This window comes from Bacteroides fragilis, from assembly GCF_019583405.1.
Lineage (GTDB): Bacteria > Bacteroidota > Bacteroidia > Bacteroidales > Bacteroidaceae > Bacteroides > Bacteroides fragilis_B.
Genome location: NZ_SZUU01000004.1, coordinates 394697 through 415404, shown reverse-complemented (window position 1 = coordinate 415404; position 20708 = coordinate 394697). Strand labels below are relative to the sequence as shown.

At 41.7% G+C, this 20708-nt stretch carries 16 protein-coding genes; 9 read left to right on the top strand and 7 right to left on the bottom strand.

What is annotated here, in order from left to right; genetic code table 11:
* Positions 1–66 precede the first annotated feature (66 nt).
* The 6 genes from FDF36_RS11785 to FDF36_RS21260 all read left to right on the top strand — a co-directional run bounded on the left by FDF36_RS11785 (position 67) and on the right by FDF36_RS21260 (position 6241).
* Positions 67–2355 carry an NADP-dependent malic enzyme gene (locus FDF36_RS11785; RefSeq protein WP_193683796.1) on the top strand — a complete coding sequence of 763 codons (2289 nt, stop codon included), beginning with the start codon at positions 67–69 and terminating at the stop codon, positions 2353–2355.
* A complete protein-coding gene (locus FDF36_RS11780; protein ID WP_002562412.1) occupies positions 2352–2528 on the top strand; it encodes a hypothetical protein in 177 nt (58 codons plus the stop codon). Before FDF36_RS11785 ends, FDF36_RS11780 begins: the two co-directional genes overlap by 4 nt.
* Before the next feature lie 164 nt (positions 2529–2692).
* Complete coding sequence (locus tag FDF36_RS11775; protein WP_122130318.1) at positions 2693–4027, top strand: NADP-specific glutamate dehydrogenase; 1335 nt, start codon at positions 2693–2695, stop codon at positions 4025–4027.
* A gap of 224 nt (positions 4028–4251) precedes the next feature.
* Positions 4252–5112 carry an adenine-specific DNA-methyltransferase gene (yhdJ, locus tag FDF36_RS11770; protein WP_220391444.1) on the top strand — a complete coding sequence of 287 codons (861 nt, stop codon included), beginning with the start codon at positions 4252–4254 and terminating at the stop codon, positions 5110–5112.
* 3 nt (positions 5113–5115) lie between these two features.
* Positions 5116–5805 carry a hypothetical protein gene (locus tag FDF36_RS21265; RefSeq protein WP_259281422.1) on the top strand — a complete coding sequence of 230 codons (690 nt, stop codon included), beginning with the start codon at positions 5116–5118 and terminating at the stop codon, positions 5803–5805.
* 1 nt (position 5806) lies between these two features.
* Positions 5807–6241, top strand: coding sequence for a hypothetical protein (locus tag FDF36_RS21260; RefSeq protein WP_259281421.1), 435 nt, complete (start codon positions 5807–5809; stop codon positions 6239–6241).
* A gap of 260 nt (positions 6242–6501) precedes the next feature.
* Here the strand turns inward: FDF36_RS21260 and FDF36_RS11760 are convergent, their stop codons facing one another.
* Entirely contained in the window at positions 6502–6822 is a 321-nt protein-coding gene (locus tag FDF36_RS11760; protein ID WP_122130324.1) for a hypothetical protein, read from the bottom strand.
* 199 nt (positions 6823–7021) lie between these two features.
* On the opposite strand from FDF36_RS11760, the gene FDF36_RS11755 reads away from it, so the two are divergent.
* On the top strand, positions 7022–7480 hold the full coding sequence (locus FDF36_RS11755; RefSeq protein WP_005808133.1) for a helix-turn-helix domain-containing protein: 459 nt from the start codon (positions 7022–7024) through the stop codon (positions 7478–7480).
* Positions 7481–8870: 1390 nt separating this feature from the next.
* Here the strand turns inward: FDF36_RS11755 and FDF36_RS11750 are convergent.
* From FDF36_RS11750 to FDF36_RS11730, 5 genes are all read right to left on the bottom strand, one after another.
* Positions 8871–9773, bottom strand: coding sequence for a DNA cytosine methyltransferase (locus FDF36_RS11750; protein WP_220391443.1), 903 nt, complete (start codon positions 9771–9773; stop codon positions 8871–8873).
* 2 nt (positions 9774–9775) lie between these two features.
* Complete coding sequence (locus FDF36_RS11745; protein WP_220391442.1) at positions 9776–10843, bottom strand: HindVP family restriction endonuclease; 1068 nt, start codon at positions 10841–10843, stop codon at positions 9776–9778.
* A 218-nt stretch (positions 10844–11061) separates the two neighbouring features.
* Positions 11062–11268: a hypothetical protein gene (locus tag FDF36_RS11740; protein ID WP_220391441.1), complete on the bottom strand. Its 207-nt coding sequence runs from the start codon at positions 11266–11268 to the stop codon at positions 11062–11064.
* 32 nt (positions 11269–11300) lie between these two features.
* Entirely contained in the window at positions 11301–11639 is a 339-nt protein-coding gene (locus tag FDF36_RS11735) for a hypothetical protein (protein WP_220391525.1), read from the bottom strand.
* A gap of 218 nt (positions 11640–11857) precedes the next feature.
* On the bottom strand, positions 11858–14827 hold the full coding sequence (locus FDF36_RS11730; protein WP_220391440.1) for a PEP/pyruvate-binding domain-containing protein: 2970 nt from the start codon (positions 14825–14827) through the stop codon (positions 11858–11860).
* A 358-nt stretch (positions 14828–15185) separates the two neighbouring features.
* Between FDF36_RS11730 and gdhA the strand changes: the two genes are divergently transcribed.
* Complete coding sequence (gene gdhA, locus FDF36_RS11725) at positions 15186–16523, top strand: NADP-specific glutamate dehydrogenase (protein ID WP_220391439.1); 1338 nt, start codon at positions 15186–15188, stop codon at positions 16521–16523.
* Positions 16524–16693: 170 nt separating this feature from the next.
* The gene (locus FDF36_RS11720; protein WP_220391438.1) at positions 16694–17857 is read left to right on the top strand and encodes a M24 family metallopeptidase; all 1164 of its coding nucleotides are present in this window, start codon (positions 16694–16696) and stop codon (positions 17855–17857) included.
* Between the two features lie 83 nt (positions 17858–17940).
* Here FDF36_RS11720 and FDF36_RS11715 read toward each other — a convergent pair whose 3' ends face one another.
* A complete protein-coding gene (locus tag FDF36_RS11715) occupies positions 17941–20706 on the bottom strand; it encodes a caspase family protein (RefSeq protein ID WP_220391437.1) in 2766 nt (921 codons plus the stop codon).
* Positions 20707–20708: the final 2 nt, after the last annotated feature.

The following is a 20708-nucleotide window of genomic DNA, read 5'->3' as shown; positions in this document are numbered from 1 at the left end:
CTACAATTTCAAACTTTTATTCCTACATTTGCGGACAAATGATAACCTTTATTAAAACGCATAATCATGGCTAAAATAACCAAAGAAGCCGCATTGCTCTATCACTCACAGGGCAAACCCGGTAAAATTGAGGTGGTACCTACCAAACCCTACAGTACACAAACCGACTTATCTCTCGCTTACTCTCCCGGCGTGGCAGAACCATGCCTCGAAATAGAAAAGAACCCACAAGATGCTTATAAATATACAGCCAAAGGCAATCTGGTAGCTGTTATCTCAAACGGTACGGCTGTTCTGGGATTGGGCGATATCGGCGCTCTTAGCGGCAAACCGGTAATGGAAGGTAAAGGTTTGCTTTTCAAAATCTATGCAGGTATCGATGTATTCGATATCGAAGTCAATGAAAAAGACCCCGACAAATTTATCGAAGCCGTCAAAGCCATCGCCCCTACTTTCGGAGGTATCAACCTGGAAGATATCAAAGCACCCGAATGCTTTGAAATAGAACGCCGCCTGAAAGAAGAACTCGACATTCCCGTAATGCATGACGACCAGCACGGAACGGCCATCATCTCCAGTGCGGGATTGGTAAATGCCTTGCAAGTAGCCGGTAAAAAGATTGAAGATGTAAAAATCGTAGTAAACGGTGCAGGTGCTTCAGCCGTATCGTGCACAAAGCTCTATGTATCATTGGGTGCACGCCTTGAAAACATTGTCATGCTCGATAGCAAAGGTGTTATCAGCAAGGCACGCACCGACCTGAACGAACAGAAGCGTTATTTCGCAACCGACCGTACCGACATTCATACACTGGCCGAAGCGATCAAAGGGGCAGACGTATTCCTCGGCCTGTCAAAAGGGAATGTATTATCTCAGGATATGGTGCGCAGCATGGCTCCGATGCCTATCGTCTTTGCCTTGGCAAACCCGACCCCGGAAATCTCTTACGAAGATGCCATGGCTGCCCGTCCCGACGTGTTGATGGCAACCGGACGTTCGGACTATCCGAACCAGATTAATAATGTAATCGGTTTCCCATATATCTTCCGCGGAGCGCTCGACACTCAGGCAAAAGCAATCAACGAAGAGATGAAGATTGCCGCCGTACACGCCATTGCCAATCTGGCCAAACAACCCGTGCCCGATGTGGTGAACGAAGCTTACCATGTGAACAACTTCACTTTCGGTCCGGAATACTTTATCCCGAAACCGGTAGATCCGCGTCTGATTACGGAAGTATCTATCGCCGTGGCCCGTGCCGCTATGGAGAGTGGTGTGGCCCGCAAGAATATCGAGAACTGGGATGAATATAAAACGCATCTCCGCGAATTGATGGGACAGGAATCCCAGTTGACCCGCCAGCTCTACGATACCGCCCGCCGCAACCCGCAACGTGTGGTATTTGCCGAAGGCGGACACCCCAACATGCTGAAAGCCGCTGTCGAAGCTAAATCGGAAGGAATCTGCCACCCTATTATATTAGGTAACGAAGAACGCATCGAGAAACTGGCCAAGGAACTCGACCTGAGCCTGGACGGAATCGAAATCATCAATCTTCGCCACGACCGTGAAGCGGAACGACGCGAGCGTTATGCACACATCCTCTCTCAGAAACGTGCCCGCGAAGGCGCTACGTACGAAGAGGCCAACGACAAGATGTTCGAGCGCAACTACTTCGGTATGATGATGGTTGAAACCGGAGACGCAGATGCTTTCATCACCGGATTATACACCAAATACAGCAATACCATCAAAGTAGCGAAAGAAGTTATCGGCATCCGTTCGGAATACAAGCATTTCGGAACCATGCACATCCTGAATTCTAAAAAAGGAACTTACTTCCTGGCTGACACTTTGATCAACCGTCATCCGGATACTTCCACTTTGATAGATATAGCCAAGCTGGCCGATCAAACTGTCAGATTCTTCAATCATACCCCGGTGATCTCCATGCTGAGCTATTCCAATTTCGGTTCCGACCAGGCAGGAAGCCCGCTGAAGGTGCACGAAGCAGTAGCTTATATGCAGAAAGAATATCCCGAACTGGCAATTGACGGTGAAATGCAGGTGAACTTCGCCATGAACCGCGAACTCCGTGACTCCAAGTACCCCTTCACCCGCCTCAACGGCAAAGATGTCAATACATTGGTATTCCCCAACCTCAGCTCTGCCAATGCAGGATATCAGCTGCTGCAAGCCATGGACCCGGATACCGAATTCATCGGCCCGATCCAGATGGGACTGAACAAGCCTATCCACTTTACGGATATCGAAAGCTCGGTACGCGACATCGTGAACATCACAGCCGTGGCTGTGATCGACGCTATTGTAGAAAAGAAAAAAGCTAATAAATGAAACGGCCATTATCCAAATCACAAATAGTTTGTATCATTCTGCTTTGGGTGGCGCTTTGTTACATAGTATTGGTATATGCCGAACGTATTGACGGCCCTACCATACTTATGCTTATCATTTCGGCAGCATTAGTATTTATTCCCGTCTACAAATCACTTAAAAAGAATAAATAATATCTTTTTATTCCTTTTTTGCGGCATAAAATATCAATTTTGATGTTTTATGCCGTTTTTCTTTATAAAATGCTTGTTAGTTCGATTTTTATGTTTACTTTTGCAACGTCATCAACAGAGACGATAGAATTTAAAAACAATCATATTAAAAAGAAAAAAGAATTATGAATGCAGCTAAGGTATTAGAAGATTTGAAGAGAAGGTTCCCCAACGAACCGGAGTATCATCAGGCAGTAGAAGAAGTTCTTTCTACGATTGAAGAAGAATACAACCAACATCCAGAATTCGACAAGGCCAATCTGATTGAACGTCTTTGCATTCCAGACAGAGTATACCAGTTCCGTGTGACTTGGGTAGACGATAAAGGCAACGTGCAGACCAACATGGGTTACCGTGTTCAGCACAACAACGCCATCGGCCCATACAAGGGAGGTATCCGCTTCCATGCTTCTGTAAACCTTGGTATTCTTAAATTCCTTGCTTTCGAGCAAACCTTTAAAAACTCACTGACTACCCTGCCGATGGGTGGCGGTAAAGGTGGTTCGGACTTCTCTCCGCGCGGAAAGTCAAATGCCGAAGTAATGCGTTTCACTCAAGCCTTCATGCTCGAACTGTGGCGTCACATCGGTCCTGAAACCGACGTACCTGCCGGTGACATCGGTGTAGGTGGCCGCGAAGTAGGTTTCATGTTCGGTATGTACAAAAAGCTATCTCACGAATTTACCGGAACATTCACCGGTAAGGGACGCGAATTCGGCGGTTCACTGATCCGTCCGGAAGCTACAGGTTACGGTAACATCTACTTCCTGATGGAAATGCTGAAGACCAAAGGAACCGACCTGAAAGGTAAAGTATGCCTGATCTCCGGTTCGGGTAACGTGGCTCAGTACACTGCCGAAAAAGTATTGGAACTGGGTGGTAAAGTAGTTACCATGTCCGACTCCGACGGTTACATCTACGATCCGGACGGAATCGACCGTGCCAAACTGGACTACATCATGGAGTTGAAGAACCTCTATCGTGGACGTATCCGCGAATATGCCGAAACTTATGGTTGTAAATATGTTGAAGGAGCCCGTCCCTGGAGTGAAAAAGGTGATATCGCACTGCCTTCAGCCACTCAGAACGAACTTAACGGCGACGATGCACGCAAGTTGGTTGCCAACGGGGTGATAGCCGTATCGGAAGGTGCTAACATGCCTTCTACACCTGAAGCCATCAAAGTGTTCCAGGATGCTAAGATCCTGTACGCTCCGGGTAAAGCAGCCAATGCGGGCGGTGTATCTGTTTCAGGATTGGAAATGACTCAAAACTCTATCAAACTGAGTTGGAGTTCTGAAGAGGTAGACGAAAAGCTGAAGAGTATCATGAAGAACATTCACGAAGCTTGTGTACAATACGGTACCGAACCGGACGGATACGTAAACTATGTGAAGGGTGCTAACGTTGCCGGATTCATGAAAGTAGCCAAAGCAATGATGGCACAGGGAATCTTATAATCAGCAAAGCATTCGAATAGTGTCATAGTAAAAGTCCCCGTATCTCTGTAATAGGAGTACGGGGATTTTCATTTCAAACTGTCAATGCAAGTGCTTGAAGAGAAATAACACAAACATGGGATACTAAAAAAATCTATTTTGTTAGATTTCAGTAAAAAAGTCAAGTTCAATGCTGCATTGAATTTGGCTTTTTGTATTTTTGCATAAAATAGAATGTTACACAAATGAATTTACTGGGAACTAATAGTTATAAGATTATACATGGGGATGCCATTGAAGCATTGAAAAATGAAATAGAAGATAATTCTGTAGATTTGATTTTTGCAGATCCTCCATACAATATAGGCAAGAACTTTGCTGGTTGTATAGATAAATGGGAGACTGATGATAAATATTTATCATGGTGTTATCAATGGTTAGATTTATGTATTCGTAAATTGAAGCCATCAGGTGCTTTTTATGTAATGACCTCTACTCAGTTTATGCCTTTTTTTGATCTTTATCTTAGAGAAAAGTTAACGATCCTGTCACGTCTGATATGGTATTATGATAGTTCCGGAGTTCAAGCAAAGAATTATTTTGGTTCGATGTATGAACCTATACTTTTTTGTGTGAAAGATAAGAATAACTATACATTCAATTCTGAAGCAATTTTAGTAGAAGCTAAAACTGGTGCTAAAAGAGGTTTGATCGATTATAGGAAAAATCCACCTCAGCCATATAGTACTGAGAAAGTACCAGGTAATGTCTGGGAATTTGCTAGAGTACGATATCGGATGGATGAATATGAAAATCATCCAACACAGAAACCTGTTGCATTGTTAGAACGTATCATTAAAGCCAGTTCAAATGAAGGTGACTTAATATTAGATCCTTTCTCAGGAACATTTACTACAGCTTTTGTTGCAAAAACTTTAAACAGAAGGGCCGTAGGTATAGAGCTACAAGAAGATTATGTAAAAATAGGATTGAGAAGGCTCGAATTAGCATCTGAATATAACGGGGAAGCTATCCAGAAAGAGTTAAAGACCTATCAAAGACAAGCTATAGATGCAGGCAAACAAACAACATTAAATTTTATGTAATATATGGAGCACAATTTTACACCTGTAATAAAATCAGTTCTTGATAAATATTTTGGGGAGCATGGAGCCGATATATTTGAGAATAGTATGCTGATAAAATATATCAATCAGAAGACAAAATCAGCTAATAAAGGTTCTAAATCGCGAGGTAGTTTTGCAAATCTGTATGCTATTTATGTTATTGTTGAAGATTATATTCAACAAGGATTTGTTGATACCGACGGGTATTCCACATATGAGGGTGCGCAGTATACGAATTTATTTCGTAGACAAAGAGAGTTACCATTTGGTGGTAAATTGCAGAATCATGCTTTAAATAATCGTACCAATGCAGAATTCCAAAAGTTTTTTCCCACAGCTGATTTTGTTCCAATAATTAGAAACCTAACTAATAACAGATATTGGATTAATGAAAATCTACTTAAGATAAAAGTTCATGACTCAATCGTTAATATTTCCAATGCCGTAATAGAAATTATTGACGAGTATGTAAAAGCAAAACAAGATTCTTTTCAACGTTTTATTGAACAATGCAAGATTCTTCAGGACATAGTTTCTACAGGTTCAGAACAAATTCATGATTTTGTATCCAGTTTACTAGCTCCTAATGCCGATGCTCGTCTTTTCGAAATTGTGAGCTATGCTATATTGAAGCATTATTATAAAGAGCAAAATATTTATTTGGGGATATGATATGGAAAACCTGAATACTGAAACTCTGAAATTGTATAAAACAGGAAGAACAAATGCAAATGATGGTGGTATTGATTTTGTCATGAAGCCTTTAGGACGTTTCTTTCAGGTAACAGAAACTTTAGATTTTAAAAAATATTTTCTAGATATAGAGAAAATTGAAAAGTTTCCTATAACCTTTGTGATTAAGACACTTGAAGATAATGAATGTATTATATCGCAATTGAGGGCAAATGCCACTAAGACTTATGTCATAAAGTCTATTGTGGATAAATATATGGAGTGCATTGAGGAAATAATAAATATCCATCGATTGAAAGAATGTTTTGCCGAAATTGAAAAGAATGGCTGCTTGAATGCAGTACTCGATGAAATTGTTATTCAGAGTAAAGTTGAATTTAATTACGATGACGAGGAAGAAGGCGAAGAGGATTAGTTTTCTATTCTCTATATTGCTTTTCTGTCTATATATTCAAAACGGACTAAACTTATGAGTGCTGGTAAGCAAATAGATGCCGGGGAAAGGAAGAAATAATATCTCTTTCTTTTCGTCAACATTTATTTTAGTTAGTCTATAAATGAAGGTATTAAGTAAATTAATGGCATTATCATTATTCCACATTAATATACAAACAGGTGAAGCAGTACCCTTCTCCATATTATGCCTCTGAACGCATTTCATATTCCTTACTATCTTTAGTGAAAATGATCTGCCATTGATCCGGCCTGATCGTCCGGCCGAGACAGTTCACCTCCAGAAACAGCCTCAGCTACTTCACGTTCGATAATCTCCCCGATCCGTTTTCTGTTTTTGCGCAACAGATCATAAATCTCATTTTCATCGAAGCTGTCCTCAAATATGATGGGATATTTTTCCGCATCTTCGTTGCCACCGTGATAAGCAAGAATATGCACTTCATCACACTGGCCGTGGGAAATTACGGCACTGTATTCTTTCAAAAGTTCAGCCAGTTTGGTAAGGAAATCAATTTCTTTAGTTGTCAGTAGTCCGATCATAGTGTGTAATAGTATTGTTGTTATTTCAATAGCCGTAAAATAAGCGCAAAACAGTTGATTCTGCAAGCATATACACATTCCTTATATTCTATTTTTGAGCAAAGTAATATTCATTTTATTCATCTTATTCCATTTTTTCGTATATTTGCTTCGAACGGAACATTTTAACGGAAATCGTTGTTCAAAAAGCAAAAAGAACATGGAAACAGAAGAAGAAATACAGAATGTAAATGTCCATCACGGACATAACATAAGGCGTACCCGGATTGAGAAAAACATCAAGCAGGACGCATTGGCAGCACTCGTAAACATGACACAACCGAATGTATCCAAATACGAGAAGATGCGGGTGATTGAGGATGAAATGCTAAATAGATTCGCAAGGGCGCTGAATGTGCCGGTGGAATATCTGAAAACGCTGGAAGAGGATGCACCTTCTGTGGTATTTGAGAATATCACAAACAATGTGCATGACAATAAAGATAGCTCAGTGCCCATTACGGGTTATAAAGGACAGGATGCCACAACTAACAGCTTCAATCCGATTGATAAAATCACCGAACTCTACGAGCGTCTTCTCAAAGAGAAAGATGAAAAATATGCCGCGCTTGAAAAACGGATTCAAAGTCTGGAACAGCAAAATAACAGCGGAAAGTAATTCCGCAAACATATCTCTCCATATAAATGGGTGTAGCCATCCGACGCTTAGGGTGTAGCCATACCGGGGTTAGGGTGTAGCTATCCGTCCCGGATGGCTACACCCTAATTATTATGTGCAAGTTCCATCGGGGCGGGTATCCCTCACCCGTTTCTCCGGACAATTCTTCGATCCGGATGCATTCCACATGACATTGCATACATATATCTGTTTCCGCTAACCTATCATTAAATAAAAAAAACATCATATTTGCATATTATATGATACGTTGAGTATATTGACAAAGAAGTATCCGAAGGGGGAAAGCAAAATGTCAAAATGATAATCCAATGGCTCTATATCCCGTTCTTTCGGACACGTCTCTGATGAAGTTCGGAAAAACGGCTCACAGACGATTTCCCGATTATCGTTTTAACAGGTCGTTCAACTACTTCCTTATCAAATAGAAACAATAAAGGAGAATTATCCGCCGTAATCTCCTTGTTAGAGTAAAATACCATTCCTTTACACACTTCGGACAGGATACTTCCCGGCAAGCAACGGGAAGAAAACACGTCCTCTTATCGCCCGATTTGCATAACAATATATGTAATCTGCCAAAACATTAGGAGATATTTAAAAAAGAAGTAAGCAAATTGGGAAAATGTAACCGTCTTTCGAAGCAAATGCTTACTTGTTTTGGGGTAAATGCTTACTTGTTTTCCGGAAAAGCAAGGCTCTACCGACTCAAAAGAGCGGTTCTTCGCCTCCGGAAGTTACTTGATATGCTTCTTTTCCCTCCGGTTCATCCGGGAAAAAAATTGGGAGAGTCAGAGGAAAGAGGTATTTCACACCTTTTTGATAGTTGAATAGGATAATAGAGAACAAAACGTTTTACCTGCCACAAAGCATACAAAGGGCACAAAGGCTTATTTATAAATAAAACCTCCATGCCCTCTGCGTACTCTGTAGTGATTATAAACATTATATTAGCTTTATCAAGTCGCTTGTGATCGCTTAAACTTGTCTTCGCTAAAATGTCATAGTTGACGAGTCTTAATAAATTTCAAGAACTTAAACCATCTAAATTTTTTCACTAAAAATCTTCAAGCAATAGTCAACTTTAGTACTTGACGACAGATAACTTAATAATACCTCGGAAATGACTCCAAGTAAATCATCGGTCTTTACTTTACGATCGTTAAACACAGCCATTACATCTTGATTATCAATAAATTGAAACAATCAAAACATTTCATATCAACAAACTTATTTATCTGTAAACCAATAGTATAACTATTACATCTATTATAAATACAAATTATAAGGAAGAACTAAAGACTGGATAGTGAAGAAAAAAACAGAAAAATAATCTTCCGACCATAACCAGAACTTGCTTCTTCTTTATTATTTATTCAGGGTGTTCATCAACATAAGATTGAATGCAGTTACCTATATATTCTCCCAAATTGACAGGAACAGCATTCCCAATCATTTGTTCTTTAGCCGTTTTAGTACCTCCTAATTGAAAATCAGCAGGGAATGTCTGAATAAGTCCTCTCTCTTCAGTTGTTAATGGGCGTATTCCATCCAAACTACTGACTGGATCATTAGGATGAATAACATAACCACTAGGTAAAGGTCTATTAACTCCTCGTATTGTTGGACTAGGCTCGTGTACGCTGAAAATACCACGTCTCGCATAGCTTCTTGGATGCCTATAATAATACTCAAAATCTATTTGATCACCCAAAGCTTCCGCAACAGTCATATCATGGTCAGCCAGATTCCTTAATATATAATCATCCATGAAACCGTCATTTGCATTTAGTTTGCCAATCAGGATAAATCTTTTTCGTTTTTGCGGAACTCCACATCTACTTGCATCTAACACAGCTTGGGTTAGTCCATATCCTGCATTATGGAATATATTCTTTGCATCTAACAATTTTTGAGTTTTGGTTATACGAGCCACATTTTCCATAACGAACCACCTCGGGTGAATATGAGCGATAATTTGAGAATAATAAACAGTTAAGTCTCCCCTTCCATTATCCTCGTTTCTAGCTCCAGCGGAAGAAAAATCCTGGCATGGAGGACCGCCTATGATCATTTCAGGATGGAATGGCTCTATTGCATGACAAGCCTCTTCAACATTGCTTAAATCCATTTGAATAACAGGATGACGGAAATTCATCTGATACACTTGAATTGCCGCTTTCCAATTATCAAAGGCTGCTAATATTTCATGACCTGCATGCATGAATCCTAAACTTAATCCACCACAACCGCAGAATAAATCAACGCAATTCATATTTAAAATATTTCGGGACTATATACTAATACTGCATCAAATCTTCGTTCTGGACTAAGTAAGTTTTGTCCACCACCTAAAATGATATTTTTAATTTCATATTTTGAAATCCTAGGTTTGAGAATTTCATTTCCCGCTAGAAATACATGTGATTTATTCCCGGGCAATGAAAACGCTTTATCGTTAGCCAAATTATAGGATTGTAATCGAATGATACGTTTATAGTCAAATGTATCATAAGTTACAAAATCTAACAACATTTTATAGAGCCATATAATTGTTCTATTGAATCGATTGATTCTGACAACATTAGAAGTGTCTCCGGTTTTACACATTTGTATAATCGACAAATCAGACCATATAAACGCGTCAAGACAATCGTCTTTAAGAACCATCCTGTTGCCTTCAGTTTTCCAAATAGGCTGTAGAATGAGAGGCTTCTGCTTATCGCACATATCCGTGGATACAGCTAAAATCGATTCCTCAATGGCTTGATAATGTTCTAACACCTCTTCTATCTCCTCCCAATGGTTAATTTGAGGAACATTTTTTAATAGCTTACGAAGTTGATTCTTTCCTTCAAGGCTATTATAATTAGAGCATATACTACAAGCTAAGAAGTTGATTGTGGGAGGGCGCATTACTATTTCACAACCCCATTTCGATTCATCTAATTTTTTGGTTGTATTATCAGGTAAAGCTGTTAACTTGACTTCTAATCCTGACAAGACATCATTGGTTTTATTATTAAGCATCACAAGATCTATTTTTTCTCTATCCCCTTGATAGAATTTTTCATACGGAGAATAGCCTGCTTCAAAATTGTAGTAAGCATCATCGCTTAGTGGATCTATACCAAATAGGTCCTTGCAATCAATGTATTCATGCTTAATGATATTTTCCTTTGTTGTCTTTATGTATATAGGCTTTAGACCTTTTGAATGCATATATGCAATTAGAGATGCAGGGAAAGAACTGTTAAATTGATTCTTACCCCAACAATCGGCTTTCGAATAATCTCTGCTAGAATGCTTTTGCCCAAACAAACTAGGCTTTATATTATTTGACATGATCTTTTTTTTTATTTGTTCAAAATATATAAATGCAAGAAACGCAGATTCTAAGTATTTATACTCCGCATAACACACCTGATAAAGCGCAAAGATACATCTTTAATCCAATAAATACGAGCGTTTAACATTTGAGAATTTGCAAACATCAATATATCCTTATATAGTTTCAAGAATTGATATAATATTAAATTCTCATTTTATTATTCCAAGATAAATCATGAATGAACCAGACCGATATAAGCATCACCATCTGGCAATTTCGGGCTTCCCCGTTTCTTTAAATGGACTTCGCCATACGACTTGATAAGGGTGAGGGGCAAAACGGTATATCCGGAACTATCTCCGGTAGCTCTGTCGCTTTCGTTGTAAGCTGCCAAAGCCCGGGTATTGGCATAGCCTTGCATCTTATCCTGTTGTTTCAAAGTGGTAATGCCGTAGGTGTCATCTTGCTTGCTTAGCCAATTTTCGGTAATATCTTCATAACGTGAACTCCATATTGTAAAGGACTTGGACAGATGTCGCCATTGGAGTAGTAGAAGTCGCCTACGACAAGGGCACGTACTATAGGAGTAGAAGCACCGTTGTATGTTACGTTCAGACGCTTGTAATGGCCGGCTGACAAGGAAAGTTTAAATCTGGCATCAACGGCACGGATGATGGAGAGCGTTTCGGTATCACAAGTGAGGGTGATGTTTTCTACGCGGAGATAACCGACGGAGTTATCGGGAGCAATTTGCTTGCTACAGGAGGCTGTAGCAAGCAAAAGGAGAAAGAGGTATATACAGGTTTTCATATTTATTTGTCGTAATCATGAAGTAATTGTACTTTTATCAAAGAGACATCATTTCCTTTATTTGAAATACATTTATACCAAATGCCTAAGGCTGTAGGACGGGAATTGAAACGAATGCCATACTCTCTATTTCCGTCATCATCAGCATTTGTACCGTAAAACAAGAAAGTCCTGCATTTCTTATGAAAAACAGGACTTTTTTATACAACGTTATTCAATTATTTATCGGGCATAAGGACTACTCCAAGTTTCTTTTTGCCATCCATTTTCACAACAATCGGCCTCTCAAAGCGTACATGACGGAGATATTCGGTTTCAAATACGGCGGGTTGCGCATTCAGGAATTCCTGATTGTATACTCCATCATTCATAAACGCGTTAATCGTGAAATATCCCACACCAAAAGAAGTCAGGTTCTGGAAGAAATGTGTTCCCTGACTGGGATCTACCCGATAGTTAGTAAGTCCGGCCTCCACAATGACACGCGCGGCAGAAATATGCGGCCACTTCACCGGGATACCCAACCAAGTATCACTGCTTCCCCATCGTCCGGGGCCGACAAGTACATAGTTCTTGCCTTCATTCAGGAACTGCTGGTTAAGTTTCTCTATTTCCCAAGCTATATTCTGATTGTTCGATGCACTGTAATGATCAGTCTTGACATATACGATATCATGTATTTCGTTCATAATGCCATGCCCCAAAGAGTTGTTGGAACGAAGCAACACGTCTTCGTCAGGAATAGTCGTAAGATCCTCGTCCAACATATCTTTACTGTCTACAATGGGACGTACCTGAAGCAGATAGAACGTACCGGTCTTATCACGGTCATGATTGAGTGTCACTGCAAATTCGATCTCTACCGGACGGCGCATCTCCTGCTGCCCATAACGAAGTACCCAGCGCAGGATGCGTGCCAACGGAAATACATCGTGCTGCAAGATGTTGGCAAACGTAATCACTTTACGCCCACCGGGATATAAACCGTCACGAATCACCTGGTCATACGGATCATAAGTAGAAGCTATATACCGTAACGAACCGTCTTTTTCGGCTTCTTTCACATGCAACTTCAGAAGATTGAAGCCATCGTCAATCGAGAAGTTATCACCGGCATTCTTCAGGTCGAGGGCATAAAAACGAGTTTGCGTCTCTTTCAAGGCAATATCCAATTCACTGGTCTGTAGCACTTTCGAAGGATGGGCAGGCGAGAAACGCAAAGTCATGCCCCCATCTACGATATACTTGCCCAAACCGAGAGCCAGATTTACCGTACCTTCTTCAGCCTTTTCGTCACCAATGGGATAATAATTGAGAGAGCGGGCTACACCGGACATGGAAGGATAATAACGGTCTCCGTACTGATTGCCGACCACTTGTTGCAGAATAACAGCCATCTTTTCCTGATCGATCACATTCGAAGTAGCTTGCATATATGCCTTACTGTCACGAAAATAGACTGATGCATATACTCCCTTAATAGCATCGGACAACATGCGAAGCATCTCATATTTATCGTCCAGATAAGGAATCATATAAGTATTATAGATTCCTGCAAAAGGCTGATAGTGGGAGTCCTCAAGCAAGGAAGAAGAACGAATGGCGATAGGAGACTTCACCACATCGAAGAAAGTAAAAAAGTCCTCAACCAGACGGTCGGGCAATTTCGCTTTCAGGAAGTATTTCAGAATCGTATCGTCATCAGCATCGGAAAGGGCAATCTGATACAGATTATTCGTATCCATAAACTCGTCGAATACATCAGTACAAAGCACCACTGTTTTCGGGATAGCCACACGGGCATTCTCGAATTCTTCAAATTCCGGATGGCGCTTCACCATATTGTCTATAAACGCCAGTCCGCGCCCTTTTCCTCCCAACGAACCGTCTCCGATACGGGCAAAGTTTGAATAACGGTCGAAGCGGTCGCGTTTGAATACAGCTACCACTCCCTGGTTTTTCATCTTTCGATATTTTACGATGGCCTCAAAGATGATTTTACGATGCGCATCGACATCCTGCAGACTATGCCAGGTGATGGGACGAAGAAATTCGGCTACCGGAAACATGGCACGTGAATACAGCCAACGTGAAACATGATTGCGACTGATGTGATAAAGGAACGATTCGGCAGGAACGGCAAAAAGAATATTCTGCAACTCTTTCAGGTTCCGTACGCGGGCTATCTCGACTCCCGTCTCAGGATTACGGAACACAAAGTCACCAAAACCGAAATTATCGGAAACAATCCGGCGAAGATCGACATCCATCTTCTTAGAATTCTTATCGATAAACGTAGCCCCGTATTTTGTCGCATAGGCAGCGTTCTCTGTCTCGGACGACTGGATGATCAAGGGTACGAACGGATCTTTCTTCCTGACTTCCGCACAAAGCTTGATTCCTGCCATGCCGTCCTTCTCTCCTTTCTCCACACGGGGAAAGCGGACATCGGTGATGACTCCCAATATATTATTGGTATACTTATCGTATATATCCATTGCCTCATCATAAGTACGGGCCAATACAATTTTGGGACGCCCGCGCATACGGAGTGTACGTTGATGGGCATTCAAAGCCTCGGTAGAGAACTCCTGACTCTGCTTCAACACAAATTTATAAAGATTAGGAAGCACGGATGAATAGAAACGGATACTGTCTTCTACCAGCAGAATCAACTGCACGCCCACCTCTTTCACGTCATGCTCCAGATTCATCTTGTCTTCGATCAGCTTGATGATGGACACCAGCAAATCAGTATTTCCCAACCAACAAAACACATAATCGAATGCACTCAGGTCCTCGTTCGCTATCCGTTTGGTAATGCCGTGACTGAACGGTGTCAGGATAACGATCGGTATCTGTTCGTACTTCTCCTTGATATGACGTCCGATATCAAAACTATCGTTGTCTCCCGTACCCGGCATGCAAATCACCAAATCGAACGATACACTCCCAAGCTGTCTCAACGCCTCTTCCTCGGTAGAAACTTGCGAAAAACGAGGGGGATAACGGAGAGAAAGCGAGGTATATTCATTGAAAATCTTTTCATCGATACGTCCGTCATCCTCCAGCATAAAAGCATCGTAAGGATTGGCTATCAATAAAACATTAAAGATTCGCCTTGTCATCAGATTGGCAAACTGAGTATCTTTAAAATAGAGCTGGTTTAATTTAAATTTGCTGAGCATGGGTTTCCCGTAGTTTTAAAATTCAACAGACAAAAGTCGCTGTTTTTATTGGGAAAAGCAAGAAAAAGCAATTCACTTTATTGCCAACGTTCAATATAGGCACAGATTATCTTCCCATTTACGATTTGAAAACAAACCGAAACATCAAAGTCGAGAAATCCGAAATTACTAACTAAAAGACATAATCCGAAGGTAAAAACGAAGATTTGACATATTTACCCTCAATGCTCTTTCTATCATTTTATCATTATTTAATCAAAATATTCCATACAATCAAATAACATTAGAAAAGTTTTCCTATATTTGCGATACGATAAAGTGACATTTTATCAGAATCAACCTATTAAAACATACTATTATGAACATCGAAAAAATCATGTCCTCTTTAGAGGCTAAACATCCCGGCGAATCAGAATATCTTCAAGCTGTAAAAGAAGTGCTTCTCTCCATCGAAGATATATACAATCAGCACCCTGAGTTTGAAAAAGCCAAAATCATCGAAAGACTGGTAGAGCCGGACCGTATCTTTACGTTCCGCGTGACATGGGTAGATGATAAAGGTGAAGTACAAACCAACCTGGGATATCGTGTTCAGTTCAACAACGCTATCGGCCCGTATAAAGGCGGTATCCGTTTCCACGCTTCTGTCAACCTGTCTATCCTGAAATTCCTCGGATTTGAACAGACCTTTAAGAATGCCTTGACTACTCTGCCGATGGGTGGTGGTAAGGGCGGCTCCGACTTCTCTCCACGTGGCAAGAGTGATGCCGAAATCATGCGTTTCTGCCAGGCATTTATGCTTGAGTTGTGGCGCCATCTGGGTCCGGACATGGACGTACCGGCCGGTGACATCGGTGTAGGAGGACGTGAAGTAGGCTACATGTTCGGTATGTATAAGAAACTAACCCGTGAATTTACAGGAACCTTCACCGGCAAAGGACTTGAGTTTGGCGGTTCACTGATCCGTCCGGAAGCTACCGGATTCGGAGGTTTGTACTTCGTCAACCAAATGTTGCAGACCAAAGGTATCGATATAAAAGGCAAGACTGTAGCTATCTCCGGATTCGGAAATGTTGCCTGGGGAGCTGCTACCAAAGCTACCGAATTGGGAGCAAAGGTTGTTACAATCTCCGGCCCGGATGGTTACATCTATGATCCGAATGGCATCAGTGGAGAAAAGATCGATTATATGCTTGAACTTCGTGCTTCGGGCAACGATATTGTGGCTCCGTATGCTGACGAATTCCCTGGATCTACTTTCGTAGCCGATAAACGTCCTTGGGAAGTGAAAGCCGACATAGCCCTTCCTTGTGCTACTCAAAACGAATTAAATGGCGAAGATGCCAAAAAACTTATTAACAACAATGTGCTTTGTGTCGGAGAGATCTCCAACATGGGTTGTACACCCGAAGCCATCGATCTTTTCATCGAACACAAAACGATGTATGCACCGGGTAAAGCAGTCAATGCAGGTGGTGTAGCAACGTCCGGACTGGAGATGTCACAAAATGCCATGCACCTGAGTTGGAGTGCAGCTGAGGTAGACGAGAAGTTGCATTCTATCATGCACGGCATTCATGCACAGTGTGTGAAGTACGGTACAGAATCTGACGGATATATCAATTATGTAAAAGGTGCCAATATTGCAGGTTTCATGAAAGTAGCTCATGCAATGATGGGACAAGGAATCATCTGATTATTACTTGTCCGCTAACATAAAAACTTTGTTTAGTTGTATTTGTATTTATGGTTTGCGTTATCCATCTCCTGAGACAGGACATGGGTAACGCTACTTTTTTATAAAAAGGTTTCATTTTCAACTAAAATCGCCTAACTTTGCATCTCGAAACCAAATAATAATACAAAATGTTACAACCCGAATTAAAGATGCGCCGCGATAAAATTCGTGTGCTTATGGCTCAGCAAAATATTGAAGCCGCACTTATCACTTGTAATGTAAATTTGCTCTATACTTACGGCCGTATCGTCAGCGGATACCTCTACTTACCTCTCCATTCACCGGCTTTGTTATTCATCAAACGCCCCAACAATATCACCGGTGAACATGTATTTCCCATTCGTAAACCGGAACAGATTCCAGACTTGATCAAAGAAAATAATCTGCCGATACCACAAAAGTTGATGTTGGAAGGTGACGAACTTTCGTTTACAGAATACAATCGCCTTGCTGCTATTTTCCCTGAATCGGAGATTGTAAACGGTACTCCTCTGATCCGTGAAGCACGCAGTGTTAAGACTCCTGTAGAAGTGGAATTATTCCGCCGTTCGGGTGTAGCTCATGCCAAAGCTTACGAACAGATTCCTTCGGTATATCGCCCGGGAATGACAGATCTGGAATTTTCCATCGAAATAGAAAGACTGATGCGTTTGCAAGGTAACTTAGGTATCTTCCGCGTATTCGGTCAAAGCATGGAAATTTTTATGGGTAGCGTCCTGACGGGTGACAATGCAGCGTATCCTTCACCTTACGATTTCGCTTTGGGAGGCGAAGGGTTGGATCCGGCTCTGCCAGGCGGACTGAATAGGACTCCTTTAAAAGAAGGACAAAGTGTTATGGTAGATTTAGGCGGAAATTTCAATGGATATATGGGAGATATGAGTCGTGTATTCTCTGTCGGAAAGCTAAGCGACGAGGCTTATACAGCTCATCAGGTCTGTCTTGACATTCAGGAAGCCGTTTCATCGATGGCTCAACCTGGTGTTATATGTGAAGACTTATATAATGCAGCGATCGACATAGTAACCAAAGCCGGTTTTGCCGACAAATTTATGGGTATCAGTCAACAAGCCAAATTCATTGGCCACGGTATCGGCCTGGAAATCAACGAGGCCCCTGTACTTGCTCCCCGTATGAAACAAGAATTGGAACCGGGAATGGTTTTCGCTCTCGAACCGAAAATCGTCATTCCGGGTATAGGTCCCGTAGGTATCGAAAACTCTTGGGCAGTAACACAAGAGGGTGTTGAGAAACTGACTATTTGCAACGAAGAGATTATTGAGTTGCAATAAAAACAAATCCCAATAGATACCAAAAAGACGACTGTTGTGCTTTCCACACCACAGCCGTCTTTTTCATATCACTATTAACTTTACTAAGGAATTTCTGTTACCGGAGTCTCCAACTTAATATTTTCCCATCCCACCCATGTAGGAGAAACCATACATTGCGGCTCCTGAATTTTATCGATCAAGGCAGTAGCACGTTTCACTGCAGCACTGGTTCTTTCGAACAGCTCTTTCATGGAAAGGTTACCTTTAGCGTCACGGATCGTCTTTATCAGGAAATACGTATAATATCCCTGCTTCTTTTCATGGTAAACACTTGAAGTCTGATCGCCACTGCTGGACGAAAAGCTCAATGTGTTACCTTGCGGCAATCCCACTTTCGGAACAACACGCACGCCCTTCTGTGCCAATAGCGGAGCAGCACTCTTATAACCACCGCTAAAGCAAGCATCGAGGAATACATAAGCCCCCTTTACCGGATAAGTAGCCAATTTTTTATACAGTCCGGACAATGAAATACCCAGACGGATATTCTTACCTGTAATATCCACCGGAAGTAAATAAGGCTCCTTAGTAGCCTCGTCGTTATTTCCATGTCCTGAATAGTAGAATATCAATTCCGCCTGCGGATCCGTACTTGCCATATTCACCAGCCAGTCGAGTTGCTCGTGCATCATACCGGCTGTGGCATTTGGCACTACCTTGATTTGTCCGTCGGGTACCCCGAAAGTACGCACACAATACTCACGGAACAACACAGCGTCATTGACCGCATAAGGTACATTTATTTCCGCATTCGCCCCTGTCATACTATAATCCTCGTTACCGATAATCAATGCATACCGATGGCGATTGACAGCTCCCACAGGCACATCCTCCATCAGTTCACTCTTAAAGCCGAGTGAGAAGTCTTTCACATTCACTTTACGTGCAGCTACATTTCCACTCAGGTTCATCGAAGCGGAAGCACTCAGGTACTCTCCGACTTTCACCTTATAAGCTTCATTCAGAGAAGCTGAACGAGTAGATTCCGTGACAGCCAGCATAACTGCAATCGAATCTCCATCAAAACGTTTATTCACCAAAAAGCCATAGTCGAGTATAGCTACATCTCCCGGAGCAATGCTATCAACAATAATTTCCGGCGTATCAGTCGTATACACATTCTTCGGTAAAGTAAAGTTGACTTTCACCTTACGTGCAGTCTGCGTACCGAAATTCTGTAAGGCAACAGTCAGCTTACCGTTCTTACCCAAAGTGATGGAAGAACCCTCGGAAGCGAAGAATTGGTGATCGGCGACACGCAGACGAGGCATTGCATATTCCTGGGTATTCACAATCAGCTCGGAGGGATCCGCATCAAAACCATTCGCCTCGAACGCATAAATATTAATCTTGGCCAGACTTGTCGGCAACTCCTTCTTGGCTATATAACGGAAAGTGTATTCCTTAGACTTTCCGGCAGCAATATTACCACCGTCCAGTTCACGAGGACCGTCAAAATACTGATCATAGCCCTGCTGTTCAGCCAGGCGGAGACGTACATTGTAGGCATCTCCCTTACCCTGATTCTCTATGGTAAACCGTATAGCAAAACTTTCACCGGCATCGATTACCTTATTGTTATTAGCATCCGTAAACTGGTCTACTTTGATAACCAGCATAGCCGGTTCAATAGGCACGGGAACCGCTTGTTGCTCTTGAGCCACATTCTCCGTTTTTTTCAATACCTCTTTATAGGCCGCAAGACGAGACGGAAAGGCGGTATAGGAAGCCCCATCCTGAACGATTTTGTTCAGCACCTCATATTCCGGTTTCATATCCATATACTGATACACCCCGGCCAGTCCCTGCATATACATTTTGGAAGAAGGATCTTTCTGCAAAATTTTCAGGAAGAGGTCTTTGGCATCCATCAGATAACCCGATGCACGTTGACGTACCAAAGCATATTCCGTATCGTTGGCAATAGTGGCACCATTGTTCACAATCTCCGTAGCACAGTTAAAGTTGGCACGTGCCACACCGGTCATCAATTCAAAACTCTCAGGGTGCAGTGCATAGAGACGTTTATAAATATCCAATGCCTCCACATTCTTTCCCTGACGCTCCAGGATGCGTGCCTTGATAGGCAACACTTTATCATTATTCGGGTCGACAGCCAGAATACGGTCTATTGCTCCAATCAGCTTCTCCATATTATTGGTAGCAATATGCACATTCACCAGATTGTATAGGAAATCAAGCGAAACGGGATACTTGGCAATGGCCTGTTCCAGCACACGTTCCTGGTCCGCATACTTCTTCTGCTTCTGATAAATCATATTCATATAAACATAGCAGTCTTTCTGCTGGGCCTCCGTACCGGTATTGAGATATTCCTGAAAATATCTCAAAGCTTTTTCGTTCTTCTCCAGATTGAAAGCCGCTACAGCTGCGTAATACACCACCGAAGCATATCGGTTATCTTTCGGCAGCAATTCGCTGCGGAACAACTGCATCTGCGGCATATCGATATAAGCAGCAGCAAAATCCAATGCTTTGGACGGTTGTTTCTGTTCCGAATAGTACACTGCCCCGTTCAACAGATAAGGATACAACACTTTCAGTCGGTTCTTGGCTCCTCCAATATACTGACTGTTATCCGGTGCCTCTACAACTTTCATGAAATTTTCGTAACTATCCATCAAATAATCATACATGGCCGTTACGTTCGTTCCCTTATCCCGCTCACTTTCAAAAAGCACATACTGTTGATTGGCACGTTTTGAAGCGGAGGCAGCTTCCTGTGCCCCCACTTCACCTGCTACAACAACAGTAAGAATGATTGTCAGTAAAAAAAATTTCTTCATTA

Coding starts and splice junctions, on each gene's coding strand:
- FDF36_RS11735 (WP_220391525.1), bottom strand. CDS start 11,639: ATGAAAACCTGTATATACCTCTTTCTCCTTTTGCTTGCTACAGCCTCC.
- FDF36_RS11775 (WP_122130318.1), top strand. CDS start 2,693: ATGAATGCAGCTAAGGTATTAGAAGATTTGAAGAGAAGGTTCCCCAAC.
- FDF36_RS11750 (WP_220391443.1), bottom strand. CDS start 9,773: ATGAATTGCGTTGATTTATTCTGCGGTTGTGGTGGATTAAGTTTAGGA.
- FDF36_RS11730 (WP_220391440.1), bottom strand. CDS start 14,827: ATGCTCAGCAAATTTAAATTAAACCAGCTCTATTTTAAAGATACTCAG.
- gdhA (WP_220391439.1), top strand. CDS start 15,186: ATGAACATCGAAAAAATCATGTCCTCTTTAGAGGCTAAACATCCCGGC.
- FDF36_RS11785 (WP_193683796.1), top strand. CDS start 67: ATGGCTAAAATAACCAAAGAAGCCGCATTGCTCTATCACTCACAGGGC.
- FDF36_RS21260 (WP_259281421.1), top strand. CDS start 5,807: ATGGAAAACCTGAATACTGAAACTCTGAAATTGTATAAAACAGGAAGA.
- FDF36_RS11720 (WP_220391438.1), top strand. CDS start 16,694: ATGTTACAACCCGAATTAAAGATGCGCCGCGATAAAATTCGTGTGCTT.
- FDF36_RS11745 (WP_220391442.1), bottom strand. CDS start 10,843: ATGTCAAATAATATAAAGCCTAGTTTGTTTGGGCAAAAGCATTCTAGC.
- FDF36_RS11760 (WP_122130324.1), bottom strand. CDS start 6,822: ATGATCGGACTACTGACAACTAAAGAAATTGATTTCCTTACCAAACTG.
- yhdJ (WP_220391444.1), top strand. CDS start 4,252: ATGAATTTACTGGGAACTAATAGTTATAAGATTATACATGGGGATGCC.
- FDF36_RS11755 (WP_005808133.1), top strand. CDS start 7,022: ATGGAAACAGAAGAAGAAATACAGAATGTAAATGTCCATCACGGACAT.
- FDF36_RS11780 (WP_002562412.1), top strand. CDS start 2,352: ATGAAACGGCCATTATCCAAATCACAAATAGTTTGTATCATTCTGCTT.
- FDF36_RS21265 (WP_259281422.1), top strand. CDS start 5,116: ATGGAGCACAATTTTACACCTGTAATAAAATCAGTTCTTGATAAATAT.
- FDF36_RS11715 (WP_220391437.1), bottom strand. CDS start 20,706: ATGAAGAAATTTTTTTTACTGACAATCATTCTTACTGTTGTTGTAGCA.